Here is a 7,774-nt window from a genome sequence, read left to right as displayed (position 1 = left end):
GAGGGAGCGGTGGCTGGTGCCGTGCATCGCAAGGCGGACGAGGGAGTCGACGCGGAGCGTCGGCGAGTGAGGACAACGCGGCGAGGCGCGGTGCCGGACACCGGGAGCCCGGCCTGATCCGTAAGACACCCCCTAGGGGGAGTGCCGTCAGGCGGGCAAGTCCGGCTGCTCGGTTTTGGCGACGGCCGCCGCCCCGGCCTCCGGGACCACCCGAGCGGCCCCGGGGTCGGGGCACGGCTCCGGCAGCCGCCGCGACAGGGCCCAGGCCAGCACCGGCAGCACGGCCAGCGGGATCAGCGCGGTGCGCAGGGAGGCGGCGTCCGCGGCGGCGCCGATCAGCGGGCTCGCGAGGCCGCCGACGCTGACGGTCAGGCCGAGGGTGACACCGCTCGCGGTGCCCATGCGCGTGGGGAGGTAGTCCTGGCCCAGGGTGACCTGGAGGGAGAACGGCACGTACAGCGCGGTGGCCGCCAGCGCCGCGCATACGTACACCAGCGGGAGCGGCAGGAGCAGGATCCCGGCGATGGCGGGCACGGCCGCGGCGTACGACCGGTGGACGGTGGTGACCCGGCCCCAGCGCTCCGCGAGCCGGCCGCCGAGCAGGGTGCCGCCGGCGCTGCCCGCGAACAGGGCGCACAGGGCCACGGCGCCGGCGGTTCCCCCACCGCCGCGCTCGCGTACGTACAGCGCGATGAAGGTGCTCAGGCCGATGAACACGACGGAGCGGACCACCACGACGAGGGAGAGCCGCAGGAACGCCGGCCGGTCGTCCCCGCCGGCGCGTGACCCGGGGGCGCTCGTCTCCGGGAAGCCGGTCGCGCCGCGCGTCCCCGCCGGACGCGGCAGGGTGAGCAGGACACCGAGCGCCGCCGGGAGCGCCAGCAGCCACCAGCCGGCCGGCCCGGGCACCGCCAGGGCGCCCCCGACCAGCAGCGGCGCGCAGGCGAAGCCGACATTGCCGCCGAGGGCGAACCAGCTCATCGCGGTGTGCCCGGCCCCGCCCGGGGCGGTGCGGACCCGCCGGGCGGCCGCCGGATGGTACGCGGCCACCCCCAGCCCCGACAGGGCGACGGCGGCCACGGTGGCCGGGTAGCCCGCGTCGAGCCCCACCAGGGCGATGCCCAGCCCGGCCGCGGCCGCCGCCGACGGTATGAGCCAGGGCATCGGCCACCGGTCGGTCAGCATCCCGAACAGCGGCTGCACCACGGACGAGAGCAGCGAGGCGGCGAGCACGATGCCGGACGCGGCGGCGTAGTCGTAGGCGCGTTCCGCCACGAGGAAGGGTACGAGCGCGGCGACGGCGCCCTGGTAGACGTCCACGCACGAGTGACCCGCCGCGAAGGCGGCGGTACGGATGCGGATGCTGTTCTTCTTCACCGGTCGAGGATCACCGGCGGCGGGTGGGCGGCGCTTCCGATAAATTGCCGGGTGATGCAGAAAATCCGCCACACGCCGCGCGCCGCGACGAACGTCAGCGAGCTCGACACCGACACCGGGATCGACCCCCACCGCCACGACGACCACCAGATCGCCTACGCCGGCCGCGGGGTGCTGTCGGTGACCACCGACGCCGGCACCTGGGTGGCCCCCGCGACCCGCGCCCTGTGGATCCCGGCCGGGACCGTGCACGAGCACCGCGCGTTCGGACGCACCGACCTGCACTGCGTCGGCCTGCCGACCCGCCTCAACCCGCTGTCCCTGGACGCGCCGGCCGTGATTGCCGTCGGGCCGCTGCTGCGCGAGCTGATCCTGGCCTACACCCGCACGCCCGACGACGGCAGCCCCGCGCGCCGCCGGATGCTCGGGGTCCTCCTCGACCAGTTGCGGGCCTCGCCGCTCCAGCCGCTGCACCTGCCCGCCCCCGCCGACCCGCGGCTCGCGGCGGTCTGCGCCCTGCTGTACGCCGACCCGGCGGACCCGCGCGGACTGGCCGCGCTCGGCGCGGAGTCGGGGGCCGGGGCCAGTGAGCGGACGCTGAGCCGGCTGTTCCGGGCCGAGCTGGGCATGACCTTCCCGCAGTGGCGCACCCAGCTGCGGCTGCACCAGGCGCTCAGGCTGCTGGCGGTCGACACCCCGGTCACCGCGGTCGCGCACCGCTGTGGCTGGTCGTCGGCGAGCGCGTTCATCGACGTGTTCCGGCGGGCGTTCGGGCACACCCCGGGGGCCTACGGGCGCTCGTAGCGCAGCTGCACGACCCCGTTGCCGAAGGTGTGCGTGCCCTCCAGCCGCAGCGGGACGGGCACCGGGTCCGGACCCTCGGGGAGGGGCTTGAACAGCGGGTTCCCGCGCCCGATCCGTACGGGGTGCACGTAGATCCGGTACGCGTCCACCAGGTCGTGGCGCAGGAACGCGGAGGCGAGATCGGCCCCGCCGATCACCAGGTCACCGCCCGGGGCCGCCTTGAGGGCGGCCACCTCCTCCGGGACCACGTCCCGGACGATGGTGGTGTTCCAGTCGGCCCGCTGAAGGGTGCGCGAGTACACGTACTTGGGGATGTCGCGCCAGATGCCGGCGAACTCGGCCACCGTCCCGGCGTTCGCGGGATCGGCGTCGGCCGTCGGCCAGAAGTCCGCCATCAGCTCGTACGTCACGCGGCCCTCCAGCAGACCGCCCATCGTGCGGATCTCGTCGTTGAAGTGCTGGTGCAGTTCGTCGTCGACGAAGTGCCAGTCGATCTGCCGCTCGGGGCCCTCGAAGAATCCGTCCAGGGACACCGACGCCATGAGGATGATCTTCCGCATGGGCGTCCACTGTACGCCCGCGGACCGTCCCGCCCCGGAAGCCGCCCCGGAAGCCGCCCCGAGCGGCCCCGGAAACCGCACCGGGGCGGCTCGGGGCGCGGAGACCGGCGCGGAGATACTGGTGCGCGTGAAGACCGAAGACGAGAACACCGTCCTGCTCCACACCGAAGGCCGGACCGGGGTGGTCACCCTTAACCGCCCCAAGGCCCTCAACGCCCTCACCCACCCCATGGTGCGGCGGATCGACGCCGCCCTGACCGCCTGGGAGGCCGACCCCGCCGTCCGGCAGGTCCTGATCCGGGGCGCCGGCGAGCGCGGGCTGTGCGCGGGCGGGGACATCCGCGCGATCCACGACGACGCCAAGGCCGGCACCACCGCTTCCGCCGGCTTCTGGCGCGACGAGTACCGCCTCAACGCCCGCATCGCCCGCTACCCCAAGCCGTACGTGGCCCTCATGGACGGGATCGTCATGGGCGGCGGGGTCGGGCTCTCGGCCCACGGCCGGGTCCGCGTCGTCACCGAACGCTCCCGCGTGGCCATGCCCGAGACCGGCATCGGCTTCGTCCCCGACGTCGGGGGGACCTGGCTGCTCGGCCGGGCCCCCGGCCGCCTCGGCACCCACCTCGCCCTGACCGGCGCCGCCGTGGGAGCCGCCGACGCGCTGCTGTGCGGGCTCGCCGACCACTTCGTCCCCGCCGCCCGGCTCCCGGAACTGACCGCCGCGCTCGCGACGGCCCCCGTCCACGAAGTGCTGCCGCGGTACGCCGCCACGCCGCCGCCCGGCCGGCTCGCGGACGCACGGCCCTGGATCGACCGCTGCTACGCGGCCGGAACCGTCGAGGAGATCGTGGACCGGCTGCTCGCCGAGGGCGACCCGGCCGCCAAGGAGGCCGCCGAGACGATCCTGGCCAAGTCCCCGACCGCGCTCAAGGTCACCCTCGCCGCCCTGCGCCGCGCCGGAGACCTCGGCTCGCTGGAGCAGGTGCTGGCACAGGAGTTCCGGGTCTCCTGCAACGCGCTGCGCTCGCCCGATCTGGTCGAGGGCATCCGGGCCCAGGTCGTCGACAAGGACCGCAGGCCGCGCTGGTCGCCCCCGGCCCTGGCGGACGTGTCCGACGCGGACGTGGAGCGGTTCTTCGCCCCCCTCGGGCAGGACCGCGAACTGGGGCTCCCGGACGGCGCGGCCCCCGCCGGCACGGTCGACGAGGGCTGAGACGGGCGACCGGGCTCAGCGGTATCCGGTCGGGTCGGCGGGCAGACCGGGGTCCTGGACCTCGACCATGTAGCGCCACGCGTCCGGACGGCTGCCGTCGAGGTCCGTGAAACCGTAGACCGCGGCGAGCCGGCCGCTGGAGAGGGACTGCCCGTTCCAGCGCGCCACCTCCGGGTCCGCGGCGAGGGCCGCCACCGCGCGGCCCACGTACGACGGGGTCTCCGAGATGCCGAAGTGCGGGACCTTCTCCAGCGCGTCGCGCCAGTTCGCCTCCGTCACGCCGAAGGCGTCGAGCATCATCTCCGAACGCAGCCAGCCCGGGGTCAGCGCCACCGCCGTGGCCCCGCGCGGCCCGAGCTCGTGGCCCAGCGCGAACGCCATGCGCAGCACCGAGGACTTGGCGAGGTCGTAGAAGAACGACACCCGGTAGCGCGTCGCGTTGTACTCGGCGGTGCCGTCCGTCATCTCCACCACCAGCCCGCCCGGCTGGCGCAGCAGCAGCGGCACCGCGAAATGGCTGGTGACGGCGTGCGTCTCGACCGCCAGCCGCAGCAGCCGCAGCCCCTTGTCCAGGTCGTGCTCCCAGACCGTGCTCTCCCACTCGAAGAGCACCTCCCCGCCCCAGATGTCGTTCACGAGGACGTCCAGACGCCCCTGCTCGGCGTCGATCCGCCGCACCAGCGCCTCGACCTCGGCCGGCACCAGATGGTCGGTGACCACGGGGATCCCCGTGCCGCCCGCCGCCGTGACCAGCCCGGCTGTTTCCTCGACCGTCTCCGGCCGGTTGTACTCCGAACGCCGGCCCCGCGTGCTGCGGCCCGTCACGTACACCGTCGCGCCCTGCGCGCCCAGTTGGACGGCGATGCCCCGGCCCGCTCCCCGCGTGCCGCCCGCGACCAGGGCGACCTTGCCCTCAAGAGTTCCAGCCATGCGGCGAGCCTACGCCCGGCCGGGCGCGGGCAACCAACACGACGCCACCGCGGCCCCCGTTCCGCACGCGGGTGACGCGACCGGCTGACTCCGGCCGGTCCGGCACCGTATCGTTCCAGGAGCGGGGTGGCAGCGCGGCCCACCACCGCGGGGGAGGCCGCCATGCCCGAGCCACAGCAGTCCCTGGACGAAGTCCGGTGCTGGTCGCTGCCCGACCGGTACGCCGAGCTCGCACCCGTGATCTCCTACGACGGCCAGGTCTACCGGCGCTGCGCCCGCTGCGGGCGCGAGACCCGTACCCATCCCGGCTTCGCCGCCGGAACCGGCACGGCCGAGGGGTACTGCGCCCACTGCGGCGCCGGCCCCCACGAGCCGGTCGTCCACCTGGCGGTGTGCCTGTTCACCTGCGCCGACTGCGGCACCGCCTTCGAGGTGGCCCTCGCAGGCTTCGAGGAGCTCGCCTGCGTGAACTGCGGCAGCCGACGCCTGGAGTTGCAGGCGGCGGAGATCGACCCGCCGTTCACACCGGAGTGCCGGCAGGGCCCCGGCTGGGACGAGGGTCTGGCTCCTCCCGAAGCGCAGGAGGACGTGCGGCGCCGGCCGAAGCACATCTGGGGGCTGTCGGCCTCCGACGACATCCTGGAGTCCGAACGGGAGCTGGAGATCCCCTCCCTCCGGCCCGACTTCTTCGAGGAGCTGCAGCTCCTCGCCCGGTTCGTCCGAAGGCTGTGGAGCTTCGGCGGTCACCCGGCGGAAGGGGACACCGCGCTCCTGGTGAACTACGAGTCCTCTCTGCGGCATCGACTGTTCCGGCTGGTGCGCGACCCGGCGGACGGCGTGGAGGCCGTGGAACTCTGCGCACGTGCCATGGCCGGCTTCGCAGGTCGTGCGCCGCTCCATCTGGCGTTCGCGGAGCACAACTTCGCCCTGTACGCCTTCAGTCTGCTGCGCGAGATCGGCGACGGGCTGCTGGCGATCGTCTACCGGCCCGGACTGCGCGCCGAAGCGATCGAGGTCGCCGAGAAGGCGTTGGAGTACTTCACCAGCGGGCCGGGCCGCGGCCATCACGAAGCACCGGAGCAGTCGGCCCGCCTCCGCTGGGCCCTGGGCGACCTCCTGGGCCTGCCCGTCACCACGGTCCTCCAGGCGCGCCGTGCGGTGGAGCCGTGGATGCTCGAGGCGATGGAAGCCGTCGGGGAGGCGGACCCGCGGGTCCTCCACGGTCTCTCCGACGAGGACGTCGGCCGGGCCGTCCGCTACCTCTCCGACGCCATCGACAGCGGACACCTCTCCGACCGGATGGTGCTCTCGGCACGGAACTCCCGGGCGGCGGCCATCCTCGGCAGCAAGGAGCCGGGCACCGCACTCCGCCGTCAGGCGATCGACGACCTCGAGGCCAATGTCGCCGGCCTCGGTGCGAGGCGGGACCAGCCGGACTCCTGGGTCATGATCGGGAACCTGGCGCAGTTGTACCTGCAGGACGGCCGGCTGGACGAGGCGCTGAGGCTGCTGGAGGAGGTGTGCGCGGGAGGAGTCCTCGGCCGCCGGCGGATCTCCGACGTCCGGGTGCTGCACGCGCACGCGGAGGAGTTCGTCCAATACTTCGACACGCTGGCCCTTGTCTACGCCCGGCTGGGCCGTCCTGTCGACGCGCTGTGCGCCGTGGAATGGTCGCGGGCCGCGACGATCCGCTTCCACACCATGGGGGAGGAGGAGCGGTCGGCGCTCGAGGCCGAGACGTCGGCACAGCTCTTGCAGGAGTCGGTGGGCGTGCTGGCGGCGTTGCTGGGCGAGCCGCCGGTCGTCGCACACACCCCTCCCTTCTCCGAACACCTCGACGTCCTGCGGCCCCGCCTGGAGGCGACACTGCGGCAGTGGCGCGCCGCGGCGGCCGGCACCGGCTTCGTCAGCCTCTCCCTGTGGAGGGACCAGGTCCTCGCCGTCGTCGTCGGCAGGACCGTACGGGCGCACCTGTGGCAGGCGGACCTCGCCGGGCTCGCCGCGGCGATGGCGCTCACCTCCAAGGACCAGAGCAACTGGCGGGAGAAGCGGTTCCGGAAACTCTTCACCAAGGCGTACCGGGCGCTGTGGCGCCCCCTGGCGGACACCCTGCGCGAGGAGGCGCTCACCAGGGTGGTCATCAGCACCCCGGGAGTCGTCGGCGGCATCTCCTTCGAAGCGCTCGCCGCGCTGGCCGAGGAGGAGGGTGCCCCGCCGCTCGAGGGCATCACGTACCTGCCGTCGTTCAGCGTGGCGGAGGACCTGCGCGCGGCCGGCGAGGCCGCACCGCCGGGACCGCCGATGAACGTCCTCATGGTCACGTACCAGGGCGCGGACCTGCCGTCGACGGCAGAGGAAGCCAGGACGCTGCAGCGGACGTGGGGTGGGCGCCTCACCGTCCTCGACACCAGCTTCGCCGCCAAGCGGGAGGTGCTCGAACGGCTCTCCGGGCCATGGGACCTGATCCACTTCGCGGGCCACGGCTCCTTCGACCAGGACGACCCGTGGAACTCGGCGCTGCACCTCGTCGAGGACCCCCAGGTCGACAGCCGGCGGGTCACCGCTTCCGACCTGCTGGGGATCCGGTTGGAGCGTGCACCGGTGGTCGTGCTCTCGGCGTGTTCCTCCGCGCTGACGGGAGGCAGCGCCATCAATGACGCGGCCGGACTCACGGGCGCGTTCCTGCGGGCGGGCGCGCAAGGGATCGTGGCCTCGCGGTGGCCCGTCCACGACGGGACCGCGCTGGCCTTCATGAGGCTGTTTCACGCGGCCGTCCGGCGGGGAGCGTCGGCACAGGGCGCGGTGCGCGAGGCGCAGGGCGTGCTGCGGGCCGAGCTGGGCGTGGAGCACTGGGCCGCCTTCAGTTATGTCGGCTTTCCTTCGTGACGAC

General features: G+C 74.0%; 6 protein-coding genes. 3 read left to right on the top strand and 3 right to left on the bottom strand.

All coding sequences use genetic code 11. The annotated features are described in order from the left end of the window. Window positions 1-147 precede the first annotated feature (147 nt). Window positions 148-1,377 (bottom strand): MFS transporter, encoded by a 1,230-nt coding sequence (locus tag ACIP5M_RS27670; RefSeq protein WP_401201751.1) that lies wholly within the window; start codon window positions 1,375-1,377, stop codon window positions 148-150. 54 nt (window positions 1,378-1,431) lie between these two features. Here ACIP5M_RS27670 and ACIP5M_RS27665 point away from each other — a divergent pair, with 54 nt between their 5' ends. Beyond that, complete coding sequence (locus tag ACIP5M_RS27665) at window positions 1,432-2,181, top strand: AraC family transcriptional regulator (RefSeq protein WP_401201750.1); 750 nt, start codon at window positions 1,432-1,434, stop codon at window positions 2,179-2,181. Here the strand turns inward: ACIP5M_RS27665 and ACIP5M_RS27660 are convergent. Further along, complete coding sequence (locus tag ACIP5M_RS27660) at window positions 2,166-2,741, bottom strand: dihydrofolate reductase family protein (RefSeq protein WP_401201748.1); 576 nt, start codon at window positions 2,739-2,741, stop codon at window positions 2,166-2,168. The two genes, ACIP5M_RS27665 and ACIP5M_RS27660, sit on opposite strands and share 16 nt — an antisense overlap. Between ACIP5M_RS27660 and ACIP5M_RS27655 the strand changes: the two genes are divergently transcribed. Next, the gene (locus ACIP5M_RS27655) at window positions 2,722-3,954 is read left to right on the top strand and encodes an enoyl-CoA hydratase/isomerase family protein (protein WP_401201746.1); all 1,233 of its coding nucleotides are present in this window, start codon (window positions 2,722-2,724) and stop codon (window positions 3,952-3,954) included. The genes ACIP5M_RS27660 and ACIP5M_RS27655 overlap by 20 nt on opposite strands. A 15-nt stretch (window positions 3,955-3,969) precedes the next feature. Here ACIP5M_RS27655 and ACIP5M_RS27650 read toward each other — a convergent pair whose 3' ends face one another. Continuing rightward, window positions 3,970-4,884, bottom strand: coding sequence for an SDR family oxidoreductase (locus ACIP5M_RS27650; RefSeq protein WP_401201744.1), 915 nt, complete (start codon window positions 4,882-4,884; stop codon window positions 3,970-3,972). 162 nt (window positions 4,885-5,046) lie between these two features. Here ACIP5M_RS27650 and ACIP5M_RS27645 point away from each other — a divergent pair, with 162 nt between their 5' ends. Then, the gene (locus ACIP5M_RS27645; protein ID WP_401201742.1) at window positions 5,047-7,770 is read left to right on the top strand and encodes a CHAT domain-containing protein; all 2,724 of its coding nucleotides are present in this window, start codon (window positions 5,047-5,049) and stop codon (window positions 7,768-7,770) included. Window positions 7,771-7,774 lie beyond the last annotated feature (4 nt).

Origin of the sequence: Streptomyces sp. NPDC088762 (assembly GCF_044750905.1) — a bacterium.
In the GTDB taxonomy this organism is placed as follows: Bacteria; Actinomycetota; Actinomycetes; order Streptomycetales; family Streptomycetaceae; genus Streptomyces.
The sequence above is the reverse complement of the archived record's forward strand: the minus strand, read 5'-3'. Positions and strand labels throughout refer to the sequence as shown.